Source organism: Ancylobacter aquaticus, assembly GCF_004339465.1.
GTDB lineage: Bacteria > Pseudomonadota > Alphaproteobacteria > Rhizobiales > Xanthobacteraceae > Ancylobacter > Ancylobacter aquaticus.
Map to the genome: position 1 here is coordinate 1,181,416 of NZ_SMFY01000001.1, position 22,350 is coordinate 1,203,765.

21 protein-coding genes are annotated in these 22,350 nt (G+C 68.4%); 12 read left to right on the forward strand and 9 right to left on the reverse strand.

The features are described from left to right. Positions 1–17 precede the first annotated feature (17 nt). The 3 genes from EV667_RS22525 to EV667_RS05445 are packed head-to-tail and all read right to left on the reverse strand — an operon-like array spanning position 18 to position 1,341. Positions 18–155 carry a hypothetical protein gene (locus EV667_RS22525; protein ID WP_165901557.1) on the reverse strand — a complete coding sequence of 46 codons (138 nt, stop codon included), beginning with the start codon at positions 153–155 and terminating at the stop codon, positions 18–20. A 36-nt stretch (positions 156–191) separates the two neighbouring features. Then, entirely contained in the window at positions 192–458 is a 267-nt protein-coding gene (locus tag EV667_RS05440; protein WP_131834248.1) for a hypothetical protein, read from the reverse strand. 25 nt (positions 459–483) lie between these two features. After that, positions 484–1,341, reverse strand: coding sequence for an SDR family oxidoreductase (locus EV667_RS05445; RefSeq protein ID WP_131834249.1), 858 nt, complete (start codon positions 1,339–1,341; stop codon positions 484–486). A 214-nt stretch (positions 1,342–1,555) separates the two neighbouring features. On the opposite strand from EV667_RS05445, the gene EV667_RS05450 reads away from it, so the two are divergent. The 4 genes from EV667_RS05450 (at position 1,556) to EV667_RS05465 (ending at position 7,135) form a co-directional block, all read left to right on the forward strand. Further along, positions 1,556–2,953 carry a PQQ-dependent sugar dehydrogenase gene (locus tag EV667_RS05450; RefSeq protein ID WP_131834250.1) on the forward strand — a complete coding sequence of 466 codons (1,398 nt, stop codon included), beginning with the start codon at positions 1,556–1,558 and terminating at the stop codon, positions 2,951–2,953. A gap of 149 nt (positions 2,954–3,102) precedes the next feature. Then, complete coding sequence (gene ku, locus EV667_RS05455) at positions 3,103–4,020, forward strand: non-homologous end joining protein Ku (protein ID WP_131834251.1); 918 nt, start codon at positions 3,103–3,105, stop codon at positions 4,018–4,020. Between the two features lie 6 nt (positions 4,021–4,026). Continuing rightward, a complete protein-coding gene (ligD, locus tag EV667_RS05460; RefSeq protein WP_131834252.1) occupies positions 4,027–6,573 on the forward strand; it encodes a DNA ligase D in 2,547 nt (848 codons plus the stop codon). 34 nt (positions 6,574–6,607) lie between these two features. Then, positions 6,608–7,135, forward strand: coding sequence for an MgtC/SapB family protein (locus EV667_RS05465; RefSeq protein WP_131834253.1), 528 nt, complete (start codon positions 6,608–6,610; stop codon positions 7,133–7,135). A 32-nt stretch (positions 7,136–7,167) separates the two neighbouring features. Here the strand turns inward: EV667_RS05465 and ku (EV667_RS05470) are convergent, their stop codons facing one another. Then, positions 7,168–7,983 (reverse strand): non-homologous end joining protein Ku, encoded by an 816-nt coding sequence (gene ku, locus EV667_RS05470; protein WP_131834254.1) that lies wholly within the window; start codon positions 7,981–7,983, stop codon positions 7,168–7,170. A gap of 138 nt (positions 7,984–8,121) precedes the next feature. Between ku (EV667_RS05470) and EV667_RS05475 the strand changes: the two genes are divergently transcribed. The 6 genes from EV667_RS05475 to EV667_RS05500 all read left to right on the forward strand — a co-directional run bounded on the left by EV667_RS05475 (position 8,122) and on the right by EV667_RS05500 (position 13,822). Then, entirely contained in the window at positions 8,122–8,436 is a 315-nt protein-coding gene (locus EV667_RS05475) for a hypothetical protein (protein ID WP_131834255.1), read from the forward strand. A 128-nt stretch (positions 8,437–8,564) separates the two neighbouring features. After that, entirely contained in the window at positions 8,565–10,730 is a 2,166-nt protein-coding gene (locus EV667_RS05480; RefSeq protein WP_245515984.1) for a VTT domain-containing protein, read from the forward strand. Continuing rightward, positions 10,727–11,512 (forward strand): endonuclease/exonuclease/phosphatase family protein, encoded by a 786-nt coding sequence (locus tag EV667_RS05485; protein ID WP_245515985.1) that lies wholly within the window; start codon positions 10,727–10,729, stop codon positions 11,510–11,512. The genes EV667_RS05480 and EV667_RS05485 overlap by 4 nt, the downstream gene beginning before the upstream one ends. Beyond that, positions 11,509–11,955, forward strand: coding sequence for a DUF2934 domain-containing protein (locus EV667_RS05490; protein ID WP_207907678.1), 447 nt, complete (start codon positions 11,509–11,511; stop codon positions 11,953–11,955). Before EV667_RS05485 ends, EV667_RS05490 begins: the two co-directional genes overlap by 4 nt. Positions 11,956–12,122: 167 nt before the next feature. Continuing rightward, a complete protein-coding gene (locus EV667_RS05495) occupies positions 12,123–12,308 on the forward strand; it encodes a hypothetical protein (protein ID WP_131834257.1) in 186 nt (61 codons plus the stop codon). Positions 12,309–12,457: 149 nt separating this feature from the next. Next, entirely contained in the window at positions 12,458–13,822 is a 1,365-nt protein-coding gene (locus EV667_RS05500; RefSeq protein ID WP_131834258.1) for an APC family permease, read from the forward strand. Between the two features lie 19 nt (positions 13,823–13,841). On the opposite strand, the gene EV667_RS05505 is transcribed toward EV667_RS05500, so the two are convergent. Both EV667_RS05505 and EV667_RS05510 read right to left on the reverse strand, forming a co-directional pair. After that, positions 13,842–14,306 (reverse strand): nuclear transport factor 2 family protein, encoded by a 465-nt coding sequence (locus tag EV667_RS05505; RefSeq protein ID WP_131834259.1) that lies wholly within the window; start codon positions 14,304–14,306, stop codon positions 13,842–13,844. Between the two features lie 44 nt (positions 14,307–14,350). After that, positions 14,351–15,151: an alpha/beta fold hydrolase gene (locus EV667_RS05510; protein WP_131834260.1), complete on the reverse strand. Its 801-nt coding sequence runs from the start codon at positions 15,149–15,151 to the stop codon at positions 14,351–14,353. Positions 15,152–15,358: 207 nt separating this feature from the next. On the opposite strand from EV667_RS05510, the gene EV667_RS05515 reads away from it, so the two are divergent. Continuing rightward, positions 15,359–16,285, forward strand: coding sequence for a glutaminase (locus EV667_RS05515; RefSeq protein WP_131834261.1), 927 nt, complete (start codon positions 15,359–15,361; stop codon positions 16,283–16,285). 150 nt (positions 16,286–16,435) lie between these two features. Here the strand turns inward: EV667_RS05515 and EV667_RS05520 are convergent, their stop codons facing one another. Next, positions 16,436–16,621 (reverse strand): DUF2735 domain-containing protein, encoded by a 186-nt coding sequence (locus EV667_RS05520; RefSeq protein ID WP_131834262.1) that lies wholly within the window; start codon positions 16,619–16,621, stop codon positions 16,436–16,438. A gap of 455 nt (positions 16,622–17,076) precedes the next feature. Here EV667_RS05520 and EV667_RS05525 point away from each other — a divergent pair, with 455 nt between their 5' ends. After that, positions 17,077–18,111, forward strand: coding sequence for a glutamine synthetase beta-grasp domain-containing protein (locus EV667_RS05525; RefSeq protein ID WP_131834263.1), 1,035 nt, complete (start codon positions 17,077–17,079; stop codon positions 18,109–18,111). Positions 18,112–18,343: 232 nt separating this feature from the next. Here EV667_RS05525 and EV667_RS05530 read toward each other — a convergent pair whose 3' ends face one another. Further along, positions 18,344–19,777, reverse strand: a complete 1,434-nt coding sequence (locus EV667_RS05530) for a phospholipase D-like domain-containing protein (RefSeq protein WP_131834264.1) — start codon at positions 19,775–19,777, stop codon at positions 18,344–18,346. 132 nt (positions 19,778–19,909) lie between these two features. Further along, entirely contained in the window at positions 19,910–22,336 is a 2,427-nt protein-coding gene (gene lon, locus EV667_RS05535) for an endopeptidase La (RefSeq protein WP_131834265.1), read from the reverse strand. Positions 22,337–22,350 lie beyond the last annotated feature (14 nt).

Here is a 22,350-nt window from a genome sequence, read left to right on the forward strand (position 1 = left end):
GGCGGCGTAGGGGGCCGCTATAAAGGGCTCTTGCGGTCGACCTTCTCTTCAGGAAGCTCGATATCCTTCGCCTGGCGACGGCGTTTCGACTGGCGCATGGCGTAGGCCAGAGCCGCGACAAGCAGCAAGGCGCCGAGCCCGAAAAGCATTTCCATCGTGGTCTCCTCATCTTCGCGTCCCCCGCGTGGGCGTCAGCCCCTGCGCGCGGTGCCGGTCGCGTCTTCCGCGCCATGCCCGGTGTCCTCGACACCGAGCATCGTTCCACCGGCGCCGGGCACGGTGATAGTGACGTCATAACCGTCGCGGATGGCGTTGGAAGCGGCGGCAACGGCCGCCTCGAAGGCGGCTTCCTTGCTGGCATAGGCCATGCCGGCCTCGCCAGCGCTCTCGACGCGCCACTGGCCCTCGCTGCCGCGCAGGCGGTAATGGGCCGATCGGGTGGATCCTTGGGTCTGCATGATCTTTTCCTTATCTGGTGCGGTCTCAGATCATTGGGCCGCCGCCGGTGACCGCGATGGTGGCGCCCGAGACGTAGCTCGACAGCGGGTCGGCCAGCATCACATAGGCGGTGGCGAGTTCCGCCGGCTGGCCGGGCCGCTTCATCGGCACCTGCTCGCCGAAATGCGCCACCTTTTCGGCCGGCATGGTGGCGGGGATGAGCGGGGTCCAGATCGGCCCCGGCGCCACCGCATTGGCGCGGATGCCCTTTTCCGCCAGCAGTTGCGCCAGCCCGGCGGTGAAGTTCTGGATCGCGCCCTTGGTGGTGGCATAGGCCAGCAGGGTCGGGTTCGGCTTGTCGGAATTGATCGAGGCGGTGTTGATGATGGCGCTGCCGGGCTTCATGTGCGGCACCGCCGCCTTGGTGAGGTAGAACATGGCGTGGATGTTGACCTTGAAGGTCAGTTCCCACTCCTCGTCGCTGATCTCGCCAATGTCGGTGAAGGTCGCCTGATGGGCGGCGTTGTTGACGAGAAGGTCGATGCGTCCGAAAGCCTCGACCGCCTTGTCGACCAGGGCGCGGCACTGCGCGGCGTGCTGGATGTCGCCGGGAACCAGCACGGCCTGCCGGCCCGCCTCGCGCACCAGCGCAGCCGTGGTCTCGGCGTCGTCATGCTCGTCGAGATAGGAGATCAGCACGTCGGCGCCTTCGCGGGCATAGCCGAGGGCGACGGCGCGGCCGATGCCGCTGTCGCCGCCGGTGATGAGCGCCTTGAGCCCGTGCAGCCGGCCGGAGCCCTTGTAGCTCGCCTCGCCATGGTCGGGGCGCGGCGACATTGCCTCCGTCCGCCCGGGCATCGGCTGCTGCTGCTCCTGAAAAGGCGGGCGCGGGTGATCGAGCATGAGTGGCTCCTGTCGCTGTGACCGATGATGGGTGTTGCAAGGCCAACGACAGGCGGCGGGCGTTGGTTCCGGCGCCCGTGCTCTCCTGGCACATCGCCGCGAACCATCCCGCGCGCCCGGCGTTCACCTCCCACATCCCGTCCCGCGCCCACCGGCGCCCGCGCTCCCGCTCCGATGGGAAGCGGTCGGCCGGCGCAGCCGAAGGAAATGCTCGATGCCCTTAGCTCTCAGCCATTCGCGCCGCCGGCGCTCACTGGCGCTGCCCTTTCTCCTCACCCTCGCCCTCGGCCTCGCTGCCTGCGACCAATCGGTGCCGACCCTGCCGGGAAGCGCCGGCTACGGCCCCGATCCGCAGCTTCCCGAGCCGGCCACGTCGACAATCCCGACGCTGAAGGTGGCGGAGGCCATTGGCTGGAAAGAGGGCGCGCGCCCGACCCCGACGGCGGGGATGCAGGTCACGGCCTTCTCTTCCGGGCTGGCGCATCCGCGCTGGCTCTACGAATTGCCCAATGGCGACGTGCTGGTGGCGGAATCGGACGCACCGCCCAAGCCCGAGGGTATGTCCGGGGGCTTGCGCGGCTGGGTGCAGGGCCTGTTCATGAAAAAAGCCGGCTCGAAGACGCCGAGCGCCAACCGCATCTCGCTGCTGCGCGACGCCGATGGCGACGGCACGGCGGAGGTGAAAACGGTGTTTCTAGAAAACCTTACCTCGCCCTTCGGCATGGCGCTGGTCGGCGATCGCTTCTATGTCGCCAATGCCGACGCCATCGTCAGCTTCCCCTATCAGGAAGGCGCGACGCAGATCACCGCGCCGGCCGAGAAGCTGGCGGACCTGCCGGCCGGGCGCAACCATCACTGGACCAAGAGCCTGCTGGCAAACCCCGACGGCTCGAAGCTCTATGTCGGCGTCGGCTCCAACTCGAATGTCGGCGAGAACGGCATGGACGAGGAGGAGAACCGCGCCGCCGTGCTGGAGGTGGATGTCGCCACGGGCGCCTCGCGCGTCTTCGCCTCCGGGCTGCGCAACCCCGTCGGCATCGACTGGAACCCGGCCAATGGCGAATTGTGGGTGGCGGTGAACGAGCGCGACGAGATCGGCGACGATCTGGTGCCCGACTACATGACCTCGGTGAAGGAGGGCGGCTTCTATGGCTGGCCCTATTCCTATTACGGCCAGCATGTGGACGAGCGCATCCAGCCGGCGCAGCCCGACCTCGTCGCCAAGGCGATCAAGCCGGATTACGCGCTGGGCTCGCACACCGCCTCGCTCGGCTTCACCTTCGCCAACGGCCCGGCGCTGGCGCCGCGTTATTCGTCCGGCGCCTTCATCGGCCAGCACGGCTCGTGGAACCGCAGCGAGCCGGTGGGCTACCGGGTGATCTTCGTGCCCTTCGCCAATGGCCGGGCATCCGGCGCGCCGCAGGAAATCCTCACCGGCTTTCTCGACGGTGAAGGCAATGCGCAGGGCCGCCCGGTCGGCGTCCTCGTCGACACGCGCGGCGGCCTGCTCGTGGCGGACGATGTCGGCAACACGGTGTGGCGGGTGACGCCGGCCGAGGGCACGGCGCCTGCGCCGACCACGCCGGCCGCCACGCCCAACGAGGCCATGTGAGGCCGCGCGTCAAACCGGCATGACAACGAAAGGCGGGCGCTTCGGCGCCCGTTTTGATGCGGGATGCTGCCGTCGGCTGTGGAACGCGCCGCCAGCCCGCGCGTTAGGCGCGAGGCACCCCGGCACCTCGGGCAGGTACAGAGGCAGGCATGGCCGCGCGCGCGACATGGAAGGGCTTTCTAAAGCTGGGCGAACTCGTCTGCGCCGTCGGGCTTTATACCGCTGTCAGCGCCAGCGATCGCGTCTCCCTGCACATGGTCAACCGCAAGACCGGCAACCGGCTTTCCCGCCGCTTCGTCGATTCGCAGACCGGCAAAGTGGTCGAGCGCGAGGAGCAGGTGAAGGGCTATGAGGTCGATTCCGGCGATTACATCCTGCTGGAGCCGGACGAGATCGCCGAGGTGACGCCCAAGGGCGACAAGGCGCTGACCATTGAACGTTTCCTGCCCTGCGGCGAGGTCGACGACCTCTATTTCGACCGGCCCTATTATCTGCGCCCGGCCGATCAGAGCTCGCAGGCGAGCTTCGCCGTCATCCGCGAGGGGTTGCGAAAGCAGAAGGTGGCGGCGGTGGCGAGCGCCGTGCTGTTCCGTCGCCCACGCAGCGTGCTGATCCGCGCCCATGACGAGGGCCTAATCGCCACCACGCTAAACTATGACTACGAGGTGCGCTCGGCACAGGAAGCGTTCGAGGATATCCGCGAGGTGAAGATGGAGCCGGAAATGCTCGATCTCGCCCGCCATATCATCGAGACCAAATCCGGCCGCTTCCAGCCTGAAACTTTCGATGACCGCTACGACGACGCTCTCGCGGAACTGGTGCGGGCCAAGATGGAAGGCCGCAAGATCGCCCCGCCCAAGAAGAGTTCGGCCAAGGTGGTGAGCCTGCTCGACGCGCTGCGCGAAAGCGCGGGGGTGGCGGGAGGCGCCAAGGCGGCCGCCAAGAAGGCCGCCAAGAAGGCAGCCGCGAAGAAATCAGCGGCGGGCAAGGCACCTGCGGAAAAGCGCGCCGCCGGCAAGGCGAAGGCGGGGAAGTCCTCGGCCAGCCCCACCCGCAAGGCGGGATAGGCGGCGATGGCGCTCGATGCCTACCGACGCAAGCGCGACTTCACCCGCACCCGGGAACCGCAGGGCGGCGAGGTCGAGGCTCCTGGGCACGCCTATCTGATCCAGAAACATGCGGCGCGGCGTCTGCATTACGACCTGCGGCTTGAAATGGACGGCGTGCTGAAAAGCTGGGCGGTGACGCGCGGGCCGAGCCTGGTGACGGGCGAGAAGCGGCTGGCGGTGCATGTCGAGGATCACCCGCTCGACTATGGCAGCTTCGAGGGCACCATTCCCAAGGGGGAATACGGCGGCGGCACGGTGCTCCTGTGGGACCGGGGAAGCTGGGAGCCGGTCGGTGACGCGGCCAAGGGCTACAAGAAGGGCCATCTTGAATTTGAACTTCACGGCGAAAAGCTGAGCGGGCGCTGGCACTTGGTGCGGATGGCGCCGCGCAGGGGCGAGAAGGCGGACAATTGGCTGCTGATGAAGGTCGAGGACGCCGCCGCGCGGCCGGAAGGGGCGCCGGACATTCTGGAGGAGATGCCGGATTCGGTGAAGACCGGCCGCACGCTCGACGCCATCGCCAAGGGAGAGGACCCCCCCGTCCCGCCGAAGAGCGTCAAGGCGAAGGTCGCCAAGCCGCGGGCGGCGACGAAAGCCAAGGCCTCCGGCAAGGCGAAGGCGTCGACGCCGTCCGGCGATGCGGCGCCGCTACCGGCATTTGTCGAGCCAGCGCTGGCGACGCTGGTGGCGAAGGCACCGGGCGGAAAGCTTTGGATTCACGAGATAAAATATGACGGCTACCGGCTTCAGGCGCGTCTGGATTTAACGGCCAAGGGCAAAAGCCGGGTGAAGCTGCTCACCCGCTCCGGGCTCGACTGGACGCCCCGCTTCGGCCCGGCGCTGGCGGCGGCGCTGGAGGCGTTGCCGGCGGAGAACGCGCTTATCGACGGCGAGCTGGTGGTGGAAAACGGCGCCGGCGTATCCAATTTCAGCCTTCTGCAACAGGATCTTAGCGAAGGGCGGCACGACCGCTTCATCTATTACGCCTTCGACCTCCTGCACCTCGACGGCCGGGACCTGCGCCCGCTTCCTCTGACCGAGCGCAAGCGACTGCTGGAGCTGCTGCTTCGTCAAGCTGCAGAAGGCCTGCGCTACAGCGAGCATCTGACGGAAGATGGCGGCGACATGCTGCGCCATGCCTGCCGGCTCAGTCTCGAAGGGCTGGTGTCGAAGCGGGCCGACGCGCCCTATCGCTCGGGTCGTGGCAAGGACTGGGTGAAGTCAAAATGCGCCTTCCGGCAGGAATTCGTCATTGGCGGCTTCACGCCCTCCACGGCCGCGAAGAACGCGATAGGGTCGCTGGTGCTCGGCGTCCATGAGGCGGGCAAGCTGGTTTGCGTCGGCCGGGTCGGCACCGGCTTCTCGCAGACGGTGGCGCGCGATCTTCACGCGCAGCTTTCCAGGCGCGAACGCGCCCGCAGCCCGTTCGCCAAGGCGCTGACGGCGGAGGAGCGGCGCGGAGTCACTTTCGTGGCGCCCGATCTGGTGGCGGAAGTGGAGTTTCGCGGCTGGACCGGCGACCATCATCTGCGCCACGCTGCCTTTCGCGGCCTGCGCGAGGACAAGCCCGCACGCGAGATCGTGCGGGAAAAGCCGGTGGAGGGCGAAAGCATGGCTCCCGAAGGCAGCGCCGCCCGCTCGAAGGTAAAGCTCACCCATCCCGACCGCGTCTACTGGCCGGAGGAGGGCATCACCAAGCAGGGTCTGGCCGATTACTACGCCGAGGTCTGGCGCCATATCCTGCCCTTCGTCGTCGCCCGGCCGCTGGCGTTGCTGCGCTGCCCGGACGGCATCGCCAGCCAGTGTTTCTTCCAGAAGCATTCCTGGCGCGGCATGAACAAGGCGATCAAGGTCCGCAAGGACAAGGACGGCGAGGAACTGCTCACTATCGGCGACCTCGACGGGCTGATCGCGCTGGTGCAGTCCGGGGCGCTGGAAATCCACCCCTGGGGCGCCCCGCTTGCCGATGTCGAGCGCCCGGACATGCTGATCTTCGACCTCGACCCGGGCGAGGGCGTCGGTTGGGACGGGGTCGTCGACGGCGCGCGCGAAATCCGTGCCCGGCTGGAGGCGCAGGGGCTGGCGGCCTTCGTCAAGACCTCCGGCGGCAAGGGGCTGCATGTGGTGGCGCCGCTGAAGCCCAAGGCGACCTGGGAGAAGGCCAAGGCCTTCACCAAAACGCTGGCGGATTCGCTCGCCGCCGACGACCCGGACCGCTTCATTGCCGTTGCCACCAAGGCGCGGCGCAAGGGGCGCATCTTCATCGATTATCTCCGCAACGGGCGCGGCGCCACGGCGGTGGCGGCCTATTGCCCGCGTGCCCGCGCCGGGGCGGGCGTTTCCATGCCGGTGGCGTGGGAGGAACTCGACCAGCTTGCCGGGGCGGCGCAGTTCACCCTCGCCGACGCGCCCGCGCGCCTGGCTCACCTCGCTGCCGACCCATGGGACGATTTCCGCGCCGCCGCCGTGCCGCTGCCCGAGGCGGCGGGCGGGCGGCGGCGCAAGACGTAGTGCAGATCGAGACAGCAGGCTGGGGGACACGGGAATGGAAGGTTTGCCGCAGGACTGGTGGCTGACACCGGACGAGATCGAGGCCCTGCTGCGCCTGCTCGCAGCGGCCGGCTGCGGCATGATCGTCGGCATAAACCGCGACATGCGTGGCAAACCCACCGGCATGCGCACCCTCGGTCTGGTGGGGCTCGGCGCCGCGCTGATTTCGCTCTCCGCGCTGAATGTCGAGGGCATGGAAGGCCACCCGGACGCCACCAGCCGCGTGGTGCAGGGCATCGTGCAGGGGGTGATGACGGGGATCGGCTTTCTCGGCGCCGGGGTCGTGCTGCGCGATCGCGAGCGGCTGGAAGTGCATGGGCTGACCACGGCGGCGTCGGTATGGGTCACCGCAGCGCTCGGCGTCGCCTGCGCCATCGCCTCCTGGCACCTCGTCTTTCTTGCGCTGGCGACCACCATCGCCCTGCTGGCGCTGATACTGCCGATGGAGCGCATTCTGGAATCGCGGGCCGCCCCGCCAGCGCGCCGGGCACAGCCGCTCTCCGACAGTGCCGACGACGAGTAACGACGCGCCGCGCTCCCCCGCCCTGTTTGCGCTCAGCTTCTGCGCCCGCCCGGCTTGCGCTCGGCGGCAAGGCTCTTCTTCAGCGCATCCATGATGTTGACCACATTGGTCGGCGTCTCGTCATCGTCGGCCACGCGGGCCGTGCGGCGCTTGGCCGGCCGCTTCTTCTTCTTGGCGGCGATAAGCTGCTTGAGATTGGCCTGTAGCGGGTCGCTCACCAGCGCGGCGTCCCACTTGCCGGTCCGCTTGTCGATGAGCTTGCCGACCAGAGCGACCAGATCGGCGTCGGCAACCTCGTCAAGGTCCTCGAAATAGCCCTCCGGCCGGCGAAGCTCGTCGGAATAATGCAGCGTCCACAACACGATGCCGCGCCCGCGCGGCTCCAGCATGACGGGACGCTCCCGCCGGTGCAGCACCACGCGGGACAGGCCGACCTTGCCGGTGGCCACCATGGCTTCGCGGATGACGGCGAAAGCCTCTTCGCCCACGGGGTCGTCCGGCATCAGGAAATGGGGTGTGTCGTACCAAATCCATTCCACGGCATCGGCCGGCACGAAGCTCTCGATGTCGATGGTGCGGTTGCTCTCCAGCGCCACCGCCGCCAGATCCTCGTCGTCGAGGATCACATAGCTGTCCGGCTCGCGCTCATAGCCGCGCGCCTGGTCGTCGGCGTCGACGGTTTCCTCGGTCTGCGCGTCGACATAGATGCCCTCGACCCGGTTGCCGGTTGCCCGGTTGAGGGTGTGGAAGCTGATTTTCTCCGATGCGCTGGTGGCCGGTGCCAGAACGACCGGGCACGTCACCAGCGAGAGCTTGAGATAGCCTTTCCAAAGGCCGCGCGGCGCCACCTGACATCCCCCTGTCGAACCCTGCTGCGGTAACAATCTCCGGCATGGCAACAGGTTCCCCGCCGGCTGAACCGAACAGTGGGATGGGGCGTTGGTTCTCCAGCTTCGGGCAGGGTACCCGGGGCGAGGAGGGACGACATGTCCGAAACCGATCAGTTGCGGGGCGACATCGACGCCGGCCGCACCGGCGAAAAGGTGCCGTTTTCCGATCCCGCCGCCGCCCCGCTCGGCACCGACGACGAGGCGGCCGGCCATCCCGCCACGTCCGAGCGCCGGGCAATGGCAGCCGGTCCGGTGGGCACGTCGAGCGCGGGCGGCGGCACCGACGAGCGCGGGCGCGCCTATGACGACAAGGGCACCACCGTGCCCGGCATGTCCTTCGTCACCGCCGTGGCCGTCCTGTTCGCGCTGCTGGTCGGCGCCGGGGCCCTGGTCGCGGCGCTGATGAGCTGAGCCCGGCGCCACCCGCGCCGACCCGCTATCCGTCCTTCGCATACCTCTTTCCCGGGAACCCCTCGGCGGCTGCGCGGTTAGCGCAGGCTTGTTTCCTCCAGGCGTGTTTTCTCCAAGAATGCGAAGCGATGTCCATTAGCCAGGATCTGATCGAAAGCGCGATGGCCGCGCGGCCCGTACCGGAAGGCCCGACACCGCAGCCGCAGGATAAAGGCGGCCCGGTGCTGGAGACCGGCCGTAACGTCTGGCGGGTGGAGAGCGCGGCGCGCGCGCGGGTGCTGGTCGACGGCGCCGCCTATTTCGGCGCGCTGCGGGCGGCGATGCTGGAGGCGCGCGAGACCATCCACATCGCCGGCTGGGACCTCGACAGCCGGATGAAGCTGGTGGGCGAGAGCGGCACCGCCGAGGACGGGCTGCCCGAGACGCTGGCGGCCTTCCTTTCCGCGCTGGTGGCGCGCAATCCCCGCCTGCGCATCCGGCTTCTGCTCTGGGACTATTCGGTGATGTTCGCGCTGGAGCGCGAGCTGGCGCCCATCTTCTCCTTCATGTGGTCGACGCCGAAGCAGATCGAGCTGTGCCTCGACGATGAACTGCCGATCGGCGCCTCGCACCACCAGAAGATCGTGGTCATCGACGACTCGCTGGCCTTTTCCGGCGGGCTCGACATCACCGGCCACCGCTGGGACACCCCCGATCACACGCCCGGCGACCCGCTGCGCCGCGACCCGCAGGGCGCCCTCTACGAGCCGTTCCACGACGTGCAGATGGCGGTCGATGGCGCGGCGGCCGATGCGCTCGGCGCGCTGTTCCGCGACCGCTGGAAGCGCGCCGCCTCCGAGCGGCTGGTGCCGGCCCGGGCGCGGGGAAACCGTTGGCCCGATGCACTGCCGACCGATTTTTCCGACGTCGAGATCGGCATTGCCCGCACCCTGCCGGCCTATGATGGCGCGCCCGGCGCACGCGAGGTGGAGACCCTGCTGTTCGACATGATCGATAGCGCCGAGCGCATGATCTATGTCGAGAACCAGTTCATCACCTGCGAACGCTTCACCGAGCGGCTGGTGGCGCGGATGAAGGAGTGCCCCGCGCTCGAAGCGCTGATGGTGACGCCGAACATCTACCGTTCCTGGATCGAGCAGCAGGTGATGGGCGTGCCGCGCGAGCGGCTGAGGGCGCGGCTGGAGCAGGAAGGACTGGCCGACCGCGCGCGCCTCGTCTTCCCGCAGGTGAGCGCCGGCGACGCCACTGTCGAGGTCTTCGTCCACGCCAAGATTCTCATCGTCGACGACCGGATGCTGCGCGTCGGCTCGGCCAATATCTGCAACCGCTCCATGGGCTTCGACAGCGAATGCGATCTCGTCATCGAGGCGCGCGGCGAGGGCGAGCGCGCAGGGGTGGCGGCCATCCGTGACCGCCTGCTGGGCGAGCATATCGGCCACGCGCCCGAGCAAGTGGCGGAGCTGGTCGCCGGCGACGGGCTCATCGCCGCCTCGCGTCAGGGCGCGGCGGGCCGGCGCCTCGTGGAACTGCCCCGCGTCGCCACCGATCTCGCGCTGCCGCAGATCAGCGCCATCGCCGACCCGCTTGAGCCACTCTATGACGAGCGCGCCTCGGAAGGCGGGGGCAGGCGGCGCAAATGGCCGATTGCCGCCGCGCTGGCGGGGCTCGCCGTGCTGGCGGCGCTGGTGATCGCCTGGGCCAATTCCCCCTTTGCCGAGCCGGATCGCATCATCTCCGCCCTCGACACCATGGCCCAGCGCCCCTGGGGCGCGGCGGCCGTGGTCGGCATCTATGTGCTGGGCGGACTGGTGGTGTTTCCGGTGTCGGTGCTCATCATCGCCACGGTGGCGGTCTATGGCGGCTGGACCGGGGCGCTGCTGGCGGGGCTGGGGGCGCTGGCGAGCGCGGTGGTGACGTTCTTCATTGGCCGCCATCTCGGCGCCGGCGTGGTCCGCCGCTTCATCGGCCCGCGCATCAACCGCATCCGCCGGGGGCTCGCCAATCAGGGCATCCTCACGGTGGCGACCATGCGGATGGTGCCGGCGGCGCCGTTCACCTTCATCAACCTTGTGGCGGGCGCGGCCGGGCTGCGACTGGTCGATTTCGTGCTCGGCACCGCCCTCGGCCTGATGCCGGGGCTGGTTGTGCTGAGTGCGCTCGGCCACCAGATCGTCGAGGTGATTTCCAACCCGACGCTGGGACGGGTCCTGCTGCTCATCGGCTTTGTGGGGCTGTGGATCGCCTGTTCGCTCGGCCTGCAATTCCTCGTCGCCCGCCTGCGGAGGTCGGCGTGAACGCTGCGCCGCCGCAGCGCCTGCGGCTGATGACCTGGAACATCCATGGCGGCGTCGGGCCGGACCGGCGCTTCAATCTGGAGCGCATCGCCGCCCTCATCGCCCGCCACCAGCCGGACATCCTCGCTTTGCAGGAGGTCGACACGCGCGGGCGCGACGTGGCGTGCCTGGCGCCGCTGGAAGGGCTGGGCATCGGCCATTTCGCCGAGGCGCGGACCATCGCCGTGCCGGACGGCCATTACGGCCACGTGCTGTATTCGCGCTGGCCGACGCACGACATCGTGCTGCACGACCTTTCCGTGCGCCGCCGCGAGCCGCGCATGGCGATCGAGACCCATGTCGACACGCCGCTGGGCCCGCTGCGAGTGGTCGCGGTGCATCTCGGCCTCGCCTTGCTGGAGCGGCGCCGGCAGGCGCGAAAGCTCGCCCGCATGGCCCGCGACGGCAGCGACGCGCCGACGGTGATGATGGGAGATTTCAACGACTGGTTCTCCTTCCGGCCGGTGCGGCGGACTTTGGCGCGGGTGCTGCCGGAGAGCACGAATATCCGCAGCTTCCCCGCCTGCTGGCCGCTGCTGCGGCTCGACCGGCTCTATTGCAGCCGGCGCGGCATGCTGGCGCACAGCTTCACTGACCCGGAAGCGCGGCACGCGTCCGACCATCTGCCTGTCATCGCCGACATCCAGCTCCGCCCACGTCTTGCCCGGGCGCCGGGGCTCGACACGCCGGAACAGGTGTCGCGGCCGAGCGTTGATCTGGTGGAACAGGGAGAACGTCCATGAGCACAGACGAACATGCCATCCGCCAGCGCGCCCACGCCTTGTGGGAGGCCGAAGGCCGGCCCGAAGGTCGGTCGGACGATCACTGGCGGCGCGCGAGCGAGATGCTGATCAACGAGGGTAATGCGTCTGGCCACGGTTCCGGCACTTTCCGCCCGGTCGATACGGCGGAAGCGCCGCCGGAGGCTGGCCGCGCCGTCGCCATGCCCGGCTTTCCCGCGCCTTCCGAGGATGGGGGGATCGAAGCCGCCGAGCGCCCTCCGCAGGACCCGCCGATCGATTCCACGGTGCGGGTCGATCCGGGCCAGCAGGACAACGAGCCGGTGACGGAGATCGAGACCATCCACCGCACGCTGGAAATCCCCAAGAACCGGCGCGGCCGCACCTCGCCCCCGCACGACCGGGCGGGGGCCATGAGCGGTGCGGCCGGCAGCCGCAAGCGTTGATGAGCGGCGCCTTGGCCAGCGGCGTCATTCAGCTGCTGGTGGAGTTCGGCCTCGTGCGTCCCCGTGCCGAGGACGACCGCCGCGGCCGACACCCCTCGCGGGACGATGCCTGAGCGGGGTCGCACCCGTCTAATCCACACTCGACAGACCCAATGGGAGAGACGTCCATGATTATCGCCGACCAGCACGACAAGAACCCCGCCAAGCCGGGGGATCGCCGCGTGGAGAATAAGGACCGCGCCCCCGAAGAGAGCGGCCACGCCCGCAGCGCCAATCCGCAGCAGGACGACAAGGCCGGCGAGCGCGAGCAGAAGCCGGAAGGCCGCGACGCGGGTTACGATCCCGCGAAATAGCGGCATCGGCGCGCTCTCGATCAGAGCTTCAGAGGGCTACCCAACGACCGGGTCGGTTCAATCCGCCCGGATCGCGCTCTAGGAACAAATTTCGCCATTGTCTCGACCGTCCCCTTGCCGGATGACTGTACCCGCATAAGGGGAACGGCATGGCGAAGACGGGTGGCGAAGCTCTCAAGGGCAGCTTGGGGCCGGTGGAAGCGGTGGGGCTTTCCCTGTCGGTCATCGCCCCGACCATGGGCATGGCGCTCAACGTGACCCTGGCCGTCGGTGCCGCCGGCGTCGCCGCCCCGCTGGGTTTCGCGGTGGGGACGGTGGTGGTCGGCGTTGTCGGCCTGTCCTTCGTGTTCTTCGCCAGCCGCGTCACCACCGCCGGCTCGGGCTATGCCTATATCGGCCAGACCTTCGGCCCCCGTGCCGGCTTCCTTGCCGGCTGGTGCATGGTGCTGCTCTACATCGCCGGCGGTTCCGGCAGCGCGGCGCTGGTGGGGGACTTTCTGCGCGCGGCGCTGGATGACCACGGCGTGAATCTGGGTGCGTGGTGGTTGCCGGTGGCGGTCGCCGCCCTTGTCGGCGGCACGCTGCTCGCCTGGCGCGACGTGCGCCTTGCCACCCGGCTGATGCTGGTGCTGGAACTCTCCTCCATTGCCGTCATCGTCTTTCTCGGCATCCGAATCCTGATGGCGGTGGAGGCGCAGGGCGGGCTGAGCCTCGCCCCCTTCCATCCAGACCCGGCCATAGGCTGGTGGGGCATCGGCTATGCCGTGGTGTTCGCGGTGCTGTCCTTTGCCGGCTTTGAGGCGGCGGCCACGCTGGCCGAGGAGGCCGGGCAGCCCGGCCGCACCATTCCCATCGCGCTGGTCGGCTCGGTGGTGGTGGCGGGCCTGTTCTTCGTCTTCGCCTCCTACATTCAGGTCATCGGCTTCGGGCTCGACAACATGAAGGCGCTGGCGGCCAGCGACGCGCCGCTGAACACGCTGGCGTTGAAATACGGCAATATCCACATCGCCACCGTGCTCGATCTCGCGGCGTGCGTATCGGCCATCTCCTGCGTGCTGGGCACGCTCTCGGCCGGCGCCCGCATGCTGTTCGTTCTCGGCCGTGGCGGTCTGTCCGACACACTGGCGAAAGTGCACCCGCGCCATGGCACGCCCTTCGTCGCGGTGGGCGTGGTGAGCCTTTCCATGCTGGCGGGGCTGCTGGCCTGGGCGCCCTTCATCGGGCCGGCGAACTACTACGACAATGTCGGCACCATCGGCGTGCTTGCGCTGATCGTCGCCTATATCGGCGTCACCGCCGCCGCCGCCGTCCACGCAGTGCGGGCCGGCAGCCGGCTGTGGCTGGTGCTGGGCAGCCTCGGCACGCTGGCGATGCTGTGGCCGCTGTACAATTCGGTCTACCCGGTGCCGGTCTTCCCGGACAATCTGTGGCCCTATCTGGTGGCCTTCTGGATAGTCCTTGGCGGGGCGCTGGTGATGCTCAGGCCGGGGATCGGGCGGCCGCAGGCGACGTGATCGCCGCCGCGGCGCCGGCTCAGAAACCGAGATCGCCGAGGCCGGGATGGTCGTCCGGCCGCCGGCCGAGCGGCCAATGATAGGCGCGGTCGGCTTCCGGGATCGGGTGCTCGTTGATGCTGGCGAGGCGCCGGCGCATCAGCCCGTCCGCGTCGAACTCCCAGTTCTCATTGCCATAGGCGCGGAACCAGTTGCCGCTGTCGTCGTGGTACTCATAGGCGAACCGCACCGCGATGCGGTTCTCGGTGAAGGCCCACAGCTCCTTGATGAGCCGATAATCCAGCTCGCGCGCCCATTTGCGGGTGAGGAAGGCGACGATCGCCTCGCGGCCGTTGACGAATTCGGCGCGGTTGCGCCAGGCGCTGTCGGGCGTGTAGGCGAGCGCCACCTTGGCCGGGTCGCGGCTGTTCCAGCCATCCTCGGCGAGGCGGACCTTTTCCATCGCGGTTTCGCGGGTAAAGGGCGGGAGCGGCGGGCGCGACATGGGGGCTCCTTGGATGCCGTTGGTGGAAGGGGCGGCGGGCCGCCTCAGTTTTCCGCCTGGCCCAGGGCGCGGGCGGCCTGCTCGATCACCGCGGCGACTTCCCGCGGGTGCGATTCATAGACCGAATGGCTGGCGCCGGCGATGGTGGTGATCGGCGCGCCCGCCCGCTCGTAATAGAACCGCTCCAGCGCCGGATTGATGATCTGGTCGGCGCCCGCGACGATGCCCCAGCTCGGCTTCGACTGCCAGGCGGCGGCGGTGAGCGGGGTGCTGAACACGCTTGCCGCGGCCAGCACCTGCCCCTGTGCCTCGAATTCCGCCCGGGCGACCGGCAGATCGGGGGCGAACAGCTTGGGGAAGAGGGCGGGGTCCAGATAGGTGAAGCCGTCCGGGGTCTTCTCGATGGCGCCGGCGGTCATCGCCAGCACGCTCGGCATGGAGCGGCCGAGCGCGGCCTCGTCCTCGCCGACATCGGGCGCGTGGGCGGCGACATAGACGAGGCCGGCGACGTTGGGATGAACGCCCGCCTCGGTGATGATCGAACCGCCATAGGAATGGCCGACCAGCAGCGTCGGGCCGTCCTGCAGATCGAGCACGCGCCGTGTGGCGGCGACATCGTCGGCGAAGGACGTCTCCGGCTCTTGAACCATGGTGACGTGGAAGCCGTCGGCGACCAGATGGTCGTACACCGCCTTCCAGCCCGAGCCGTCGACCCACGCGCCATGCACCAGCACGATGTTGCGTACCGGAGCGCCCACTGCCACGGCAGGCGTCGGGCCGAAAGCGAGGGCGAGGCTGAAGGCACTGGCAAGCGCCAGCGCGGCGGAGGCGTGACGGCGGGGCATCGGGTTCACTCCATCATGGGCGGCGCCGCGCGGCGCCGGGGGCGGGGAATGAGGCTCACCCTGCCTGCGATTGCCGGGCCGTGTTTTTCAGAACGCCGCTTCGCCGCCCGGGACCGCGCGCGGCATTCGCCTTGCACGGCGCTGGCCTTCCACGCCATCGCTGCGCTACAGGCGATGGCGCCCCAGCCAAGAAGGTGAACGATCCCCGTGCCCGAACTTGAAACCGTCGTCCGCGAAATCGCCGAAGAAATGCGCGCCCGCCCCGACCGTGGCGAGGTGGCGAGCTATATCCCCGAACTGGCGCGGGTCGACCCCGCCGCCTTCGGCATCGCGGTGGTGGACGGCGAGGGCCGCATGGTGGTGGGCGGCGATGCCGATGCGCCGTTCTCGATCCAGAGCATTTCCAAGGTCTTCACCCTCACGCTGGCGCTGGGCAAGATTGGCAATCTTCTGTGGCGGCGCGTGGGGCGCGAGCCTTCCGGCAGCCCGTTCAACTCCATCGTCCAGCTGGAGAACGAGCACGGCATTCCGCGCAACCCCTTCATCAATGCCGGCGCCATCGCCGTTACCGACGTCATCCTCTCCGGCCACCAGCCCCGCGACACCCTGGGCGAGATCTTGCGGTTCCTGCATTTTCTCGCCGAGGACCCGGCGATCGGCATCGACGAGGCGGTGGCCGCCTCCGAGCAGCGCACGGGCTTTCGCAACCGGGCGCTGGCCAACTACATGAAGTCGTTCAACGTGCTGGAGAATCCGGTCGACTACACGCTCGGCGTCTATTTCCACCACTGCGCCATCGCCATGAGCTGCCGCCAGCTCGCCATGGCCGGGCGTTTCCTCGCCCATAACGGGCGCAACCCGGCGACCGGGTTCTCGGTGGTGTCGCCGGAGCGGGCGCGGCGCATCAACGCCATCATGCTGACCTGCGGGCATTATGACGGCTCGGGCGAGTTCGCCTATCGCGTCGGCCTGCCGGGCAAGAGCGGGGTGGGGGGCGGTATTCTGGCGGTGGCGCCGGGCAAGGCCTCGATCGCGGTGTGGTCGCCGGGGCTGGACGCCAGCGGCAATTCGCATCTCGGCCGCCTCGCGCTGGAAAAACTCACCCATCGGCTGGGCTGGTCGATCTTCGGCTAGGCGCGGGCCGATAAGAGGGGCCGGCAAGGCTTTCGGCGAGGCCCGGATATGACAAGAGGGCCGGACGGTCAGTCGCGGCCCTCTTGAGGCGTCGTGTGAAGGCGGGGAGCGCGAGGCACTGTCATCGTCCGTGAAACACGCACGGGACGCTCAGTTGGTGCGCTCGCCGTCTTCCTTGATGGCCTCTTCATGGTACCAGCTGCCGATCACGACGCGGGGCGATACCTTGAGGGCCTCGGAAGACAGCGGCTCGGGGCGGCGGGAGGCGAGACCGGCACGACCCCCGACGGGGAAGGGGACGATCTGGGCGCTCTCGCGCTGGGTATGAGTATTCATGGCACGTTTCTCCTTTCCGGGCTGCGCGTTCCTGCGCCAGCCCCTCGTTTACATATAACATCTTTTGCATGGCGTTTGCGCAAGATGCACATTTTGCAATCACAATGAGCATAGAATATGTGCACCGCCGCGCGACACCGCAAGGCCTTCCGATGTAACGGCGCGGGGCGCCCAAGGGTTGCATCGCCTGTTGCAGCGCGGCAGAGGCGCACGCCCGGACCGGCGGCCCCAAGTCCCGCAGGATGAACGCGAATCGCGAGCTTTGCGGCCCGCCCGGAAGGTGCGGAAGGCGCGTGCCGCGCGCGTCGAAGGGCGACGTTTGCACCGGCATGCGGCGCATGTGGCACGGTGTGTGCATAAGAACAGGGTAGCCGTTGGCGGTCGACCTTCCTCGCACGGCCGGCACAACGACCAGGGCTGTTCGGCACCCGGTCTTAAGTGATGAGAGACACGCAATGACGAAGTACAAGCTCGAGTACATCTGGCTCGACGGCTACAAGCCGACCCCGAGCCTGCGCGGCAAGACTCAGATCAAGGAATTCGACCACTTCCCCTCGCTGGAAGAACTTCCCCTGTGGGGCTTCGACGGTTCGTCCACGGAGCAGGCCGAGGGCCGCAGCTCCGACTGCGTGCTGATGCCCGTCGCGCTGTATCCCGACCCGGCCCGCAAGAACGGCGCGCTTGTCATGTGCGAAGTGATGATGCCGGACGGCGTCACCCCGCATGTCACCAATGCGCGCGCCACCATTCTTGACGATGAAGGCGCCTGGTTCGGCTTCGAGCAGGAATACTTCTTCTACAAGGACGGCCGCCCGCTCGGCTTCCCCGAGCACGGCTATCCCTCGCCACAGGGGCCGTATTACACCGGCGTCGGCTACAAGAATGTCGGCGACATCGCCCGCGAGATCGTTGAAGAGCACCTTGAGCTCTGCCTCGAAGCTGGCATCAACCATGAAGGCATCAACGCGGAAGTCGCCAAGGGCCAGTGGGAATTCCAGATTTTCGGCAAGGGCTCCAAGCGCGCCGCCGATGAAGTGTGGATGGCCCGCTACCTGCTGCAGCGCCTGACCGAAAAGTACGGCATCGACATCGAGTATCACTGCAAGCCGCTCGGCGACACCGACTGGAACGGCTCGGGCATGCACTGCAACTTCTCCACCAAGTATCTGCGCGAAGTGGGTGGCAAGGAGTATTTCGAGGCCCTGATGGCGGCGTTCGAGAAGAACCTCGACGACCACATCGCCGTCTACGGCCCGGACAACCATCTGCGCCTGACCGGCAAGCACGAGACGGCGCCGTGGAACAAGTTCTCCTACGGCGTGGCCGATCGCGGCGCTTCCATCCGCGTCCCGCACTCCTTCGTGCGCAACGACTACAAGGGCTATCTCGAGGATCGCCGCCCCAATTCCCAGGGGGACCCCTACAAGATCGCTTCCCAGGTCCTCAAGACGATCTCGGAAGTCGAACTCAAGGCCGTCGCCGCTGCGTGAGGGTTTGCGGCGGCGGAGCACTCGCCGCCCGTGCCTCCCGAGACGGACCGTTCCGTCTCCCTTCAAGCCAGCCCCTTGCCGGGGCTGGCTTTATTTTTTGGCGGAGGGATGTGGCGTCGGCCGGCTCGTCGACGCCCGACGATCGCAGGGCGAGCCGGGACCGCGTCCCTATCAGTGAGCGATCCCGGCGCTCGCTTCGCTCGGCCGGGATGACGTGGCTTGGGGGGCTGTTTCACAGATAGGGCGAGGCGAGCCAGATGGCGCGGTTGCGCAGCTTCTCTATGAACGGCCGCGCGGCGAGGGTCGCCAGCGTTTCAGCGCTCCCCGCCTGCACCATGGCGTCGATGCGCGCCTCGATTTCTCCGGCGATGGCGGGGTCGTAGAGTTCGAGATCGAGCTCGAAATTCAGCCGCAGGCTGCGCGGGTCGAGATTGGACGAGCCGACATAGGCCCAGCTGCCGTCCACCGACATCAGCTTGGAATGGTCGAACATCCCCGCCGCCCGCCACACCCGGCAGTCGCCGGCAAGCACCTGGTCGAGCTGTGCGGTCATGGCATAGTCGACGAGCTTGAGGTTGTTGGCGGAAGGGATGACGACATCCACCTCGACCCCGCGCCGCCCGGCGACCGAGAGCGCGCCGATCAGCTGCTGGTCGGGCAGGAAATAGGGCGAGCACAGGCTTACCCGGCTCTGCGCCATGGTGAGAGCGCCCATGATCATGCTGTGGGCGCAAGCGAGGTTTCGGTCGGGCCCCGAGGGGACCACCCGCACCGCCACCGGGCCGCGCGGCGTGGAGTGGTCGCCCTCGGCCCAGGCCGGGCCGTCCAGATGCTCGTCGGTGGTGAAGGACCAGTCCTGCGCGAACACGGTGAGCAACTGCTCCACCGCCGGTCCCTCGACTCGAAAATGGGTGTCGCGGGCCGGGCTGTCGCCCGCATGGGCGCGGGTGAACTGGGCGCGGATGTTCATGCCGCCGGTAAAGGCCAGCGTGCCGTCGACGATCAGCATTTTCCGGTGGCTGCGCAGATTGGCATAAGGCAGGCGCGGGCCGATGAGGTTGCCCATGAACAGCTCGGTGACGACGCCGCCCGCCAGCAGAAGCCCGACGATGGACGGGCGCGAATAACGCGCGCCGATGGCGTCGATCAGCACCCGCACCGCCACGCCGCGCCGGTGCGCCGCGACCAGCGCCTCGGCGAACTGAACGCCGACGGGGTCGTTGTCGAAAATATAGGAGGAGAGCGCCACATGGCGCTGCGCCCCGGCAATGGCGGCGAGCATGGCGGGATAGGCCTCGTCCCCGCTGTCGAGCATCGCCACCGCATTGCCGCTTGTCAGCGGGAAGGCCGCGACCCGGTCGCCGAGCCGCTTCATCGCCGAGAGGCTGGGCGACAGCGCGATGGCGATGGGCGGGCGCTCGTTTCGGCGCTGCCGGTCCTGGCTGGCGCGCCGTCGGCCGGCGGCGCTCTGGCGGATGCGGTTGATGCCGGCGACGAGATAGAGGGACGCGCCGAGTAGCGGCGACAGCAGGATGACGCCGACCCAGCCGATGGCGGCGCGCACGTCGTCCTTGGTCATCGCCGCGTGGATCGCCGCGACGACGCCCACCGTGCCCGTCGTGACCAGCACGACGTGCGGCCAGTAATGCGACCAGAAGCTCTCCATGGCGACGTCCGTTCACCCTGTTCAGGCAGGCGTCTCTAGCGGGATTCCCCCGCAGCGTCATCTTTGCCGGCAGCGGCGTGGAAAAGGCCGCCCCGGATGTGTTCCGGGACGGCCCCTGATGGTGCGGCAGGTTCAGCTCGCCGCCTTGAGGGTCGGTGCGTCACCCGCCGTCTCGCCCGGCTCCAGCGCCGCCGCGATGGCGTCGTCCACCCGCTCCAGCCACACGAATTCCAGCCGGTCCCGCGCGTCCTGGGGAATGTCCTCATAGTCGCGCCGGTTGCGGGCCGGCAGCATCACGCGGGTAAGGCCCGCCCGCGCCGCCGCCACCACTTTCTCCTTGATGCCACCCACCGGCAGCACGAGGCCGCGCAGCGAGATTTCGCCGGTCATCGCCGTGTCCTTGCGCACCGTGCGGTTGGTGAGCAGCGAGACGAGGGCGGTGAACATGGCCACCCCGGCGCTGGGTCCGTCCTTCGGCGTCGCTCCCGCCGGCACGTGCACATGCACGTCGCTGCTGGAAAACAGCGCCGGGTCGATGCCGAGCTCGACGGCGCGGCTCTTGACGAGGCTCCACGCCGCCTGCGCGCTCTCCTTCATCACATCGCCGAGCTGGCCGGTGAGGATGAGCCCGCCGCGCCCGGGAATGCGGGTCGCCTCGATGAACAGGATGTCGCCACCCACCGGGGTCCAGGCGAGGCCCGTCGCCACGCCCGGCACCGAGACGCGCAGCGCCACTTCGTCCTCGAAGATCGGCGGCCCGAGCAGGTCGGGCAGCGAGCCGACGCCGATACGCACATGGCTGGCGTTGCCCTCCGCGATGTCGACCGCGACATGGCGGACGGCGCGGCCGACCTCGCGCTCCAGGTTGCGCACGCCGGCCTCGCGGGTATAGGCGCGGATCAGCGCTTTCAGCGCGTCGTCGTCGATCTCCACCTGCTCGGGGGTGACGCCATTGGCCTCCAGCTGGCGGCGGACCAGATAGCGCCGGGCGATCTGCAGCTTCTCGCTGTCGGTGTAGCCCGAGAGGGTGATGATCTCCATGCGGTCGCGCAGCGGGCCGGGGATGGTGTCGAGCATGTTCGCCGTGGCGATGAACACCACGCGCGACAGGTCGAACGGCACGCCGAGATAATTGTCGCGGAAGGTGCCGTTCTGCTCGGGGTCGAGCACCTCCAGCATCGCCGCCGACGGGTCGCCCTGGATGCCGGAGCCCATCTTGTCGATCTCGTCCAGCATCATCACGCAGTCGCGGGTGCCGACCTTGCGGATGCCCTGGATGATGTTGCCCGGCAGCGCGCCGACATAGGTGCGTCGGTGGCCACGAATCTCCGCCTCGTCATGCACGCCGCCGAGCGAAACGCGCACGAACTTGCGGCCCATGGCGCGGGCGATGGACTGGCCGAGCGAGGTCTTGCCGACGCCGGGCGGGCCGGCGAAGCACAGGATGGGTGCCTTGCCGTTGGGCGCCAGCTTGCGCACGGCGAGATATTCGACGATGCGGCGCTTGATCTTGTCGAGGCCGAAATGGTCCTCGTCCAGCACCTTGCGGGCTTCCGCGATGTCGATCGGCGGGGCGTCCTGCAGCGTCCACGGCAGGGCGATCAGCCAGTCGAGATAGGTGCGGATCATGCCGTATTCGGCGCTGGAATCCTGCATGCGGCGCAGCCGACCCAGCTCCTTGCGGGCCATCTGCTCCACATCCTCCGGCATGCCGGCTTGCGTGATCGCGGCATCGAGATCGGCGATTTCCTGGCTGTTGCCGCCATCCTCGCCGAGCTGCTTCTGGATCGCCGCCATCTGCTCGCGCAGCAGCACCTCGCGCTGGCGCTCGTCCAGCGAGGCGCGCGTCTGCTTGCCGATTTCCTGCGACAGCCGCAGCACCTCGATGCGGTGGGCCAGCAGCCGCGAGATCTTGGTCATCCGCGCGGCGATGTCGACCGTCTCCAGCAGTTCCTGCTTCTCGTCGGGCGAGATGTCGGCATAGGCGGCCACCAGATCGGCAAGGCCGGCCGGCGAATTGGCACCGCGTACGGCGGCTACCAGTTCCGGCGGCACCTGCGGCAGCAGCTCCATCACCTCATTGGCCTGGCCCTGCAAATGAACGAAGCGGGCCTCGATCTCGGACGTGCGCTCCTCGCTCTCCTCGATCCGCGTCACGCGGGCGGTGAGGAAGGGCTTCTCGCGCACGAACTCCTCGACATGGAAGCGCTGCTCGCCCTGGCAGACCAGGTGATGCGTGCCGTCGGGCGCGGTGACATAGCGCAATATGTTGGCGATCACGCCCATGCGGTGCAGGTCGTTCGGGCCGGGCTCTTCCACGGCAGGATCGCGCTGCATGAGGATGCCGACCGGGCGCCCCTCGCGCACCGCCTGCTGGGCGGCCGCGATGGAGGCCGGGCGCGCCACCGCCACCGGCATCACCACGCCGGGGAACAGCACGAGATTGCGCACCGGCAGGAGAATCATCTGATCCTCCGGCACATTGCCATTGGCGCCGTTGCCCGCGCCGGCATCGGCCATGCGGAGCGGCGAATACTTATCGAAATTGGGGTGTGTCATCGGTTCAGTCCCCC